Annotated in this window: 1 protein-coding gene and 1 rRNA gene; both read right to left on the reverse strand. The window is 26.1% G+C overall.

All coding sequences use genetic code 11. From position 1 onward, the window contains the following. Positions 1-572: 572 nt before the first annotated feature. Complete coding sequence (locus tag CHL78_RS20110) at positions 573-1,181, reverse strand: PIN domain-containing protein (protein ID WP_094368514.1); 609 nt, start codon at positions 1,179-1,181, stop codon at positions 573-575. Positions 1,182-1,373: 192 nt separating this feature from the next. Continuing rightward, positions 1,374-1,490 (reverse strand): 5S ribosomal RNA (gene rrf / locus CHL78_RS20115). Between the last annotated feature and the right edge of the window lie 199 nt (positions 1,491-1,689).

A 1,689-nucleotide genomic window follows, 5' to 3' on the forward strand; every position in this document is an offset into this window, starting at 1 on the left:
TTGTTTGGTTGTTTCAAATTCTATAAATTAACCTACTGTTTAATTTTCAAAGTTCATTTAAGCTACTGTATCAGTTGCTTACTTTTATTTTTCCAACTCATTTAGTATATCAAAGCTAATTTAGCTTGTCAACACTTTTCTTTTGTTGTTGTTTTTCTTCGTCCGTATCTCTTGGACAAGTAATACTTTATCATCTTCTTCTACATTGGTCAATACTTTTTTAAAATATTTTTATAATTATTTTATATTTTATATTTATATTAAAAAGTCATCAGCTTTATGTATAGCCCTAACCCCAGTTATATCAATATATACAAGACATAATTATAGTTATATCATTTGTTAATTTATTCTACATAAATTTTACCTTTTATACTAAATTTTATAATCATATATTAAATAACTTATAAATTTTAGTATAATTTTTTTTATTTAAATTAATAATTCCTAACAAAATTCATTATAGCATCATATTTTTATAAGCTTTCTTAGAAATCTATATTTCTATATTTTCCTATTATATATTAACATATACTTTTAATATTTATAAAAGGACTCTATCTCAGAGTCCTTTAAGCAATTTCTATATCTTTATACTTACTTATTATTGGTTTACATATATTAAATATCTTCAAATTCCCTCCAAATTGAAGGAAAAAATTCACCTCTAATTCTTCTAAAGTTTCTACTAAATGTATAGCGATTAAAGCCTTCGTAACAGTCTTATTTGTATACCCGTAACTTCTTAACTCTACTATTATCTCATCAGCTAAATCTAGTTCTTTATCTTCATTATATATATCATCTACCACTGTTCTAAGGTTTGGAATAAGATCTAATCTATGATTAGAGCAATTAGTAAGCAGATTAATTGAACTATAAAATCCATGATCTTCGCTAACTATATAGTACTCACAGTCATCTTTCTTAGTGCTGCCTATTAATAAACCTAAGTAACTTACTAATTGAAAATCTAAGCTATTTTTACCATTGGATATAACATTCATCTTTTGAAACTTTGCCTTTGAATTCAATATAGATATGTTTTTATCACAAAAATTATATTTATTAGTTCTCTCTGTTACAAATAGTATGATTAAGTCATCTTCTGTAAGTAGATTTGCTCCGGATAAAGCTCTTATATTCACATTTTCTGTATCAACTAAAAAAATTCTTCTCATTATATCTTCCCCCTAGATTCTTTATATCCTTTAATATTAATCATTGACCAAGGGGTTAAATTTATTCATATAAATCATAATTTTTATTCCAAAAATTTTAACATTTTATTTAAATAAAAAAGAAGACTATGCCTAAATACATGTCTTCTTGTCTTAATATTAGTATAATAAATTTCTGCATAAAAAAAGATTACGTGGCTACGTCTTACTCTCCCAGGCAGTTGCCCACCAAGTACCATCAGCGCTAGAGAGCTTAACTTCTGTGTTCGGAATGGGAACAGGTGTATCCTCTCTGCTATTGTAACCACATAATCTCTTATGCTTAATATTTCTATTAAGTTATTTAGAGTTAATACTCTAAAAACTGCAAACATTTAAAATTCATGACATTCATTTCGCCAACGTCTAAATATTCATATTCATTCATATTTATCCCGTTGCTCAAATATATATATTGGTCAAGTCCTCGACCTATTAGTATCGATAAGCTACATACATTACTGCACTT

This window comes from Romboutsia weinsteinii, assembly GCF_002250835.2.
Taxonomy (GTDB): Bacteria; Bacillota; Clostridia; order Peptostreptococcales; family Peptostreptococcaceae; genus Romboutsia_A; species Romboutsia_A weinsteinii.

Bases quoted from the DNA above. Each gene is read 5' to 3' on its own strand.
- CHL78_RS20110 (WP_094368514.1), bottom strand. From the start codon at position 1,181: ATGAGAAGAATTTTTTTAGTTGATACAGAAAATGTGAATATAAGAGCT.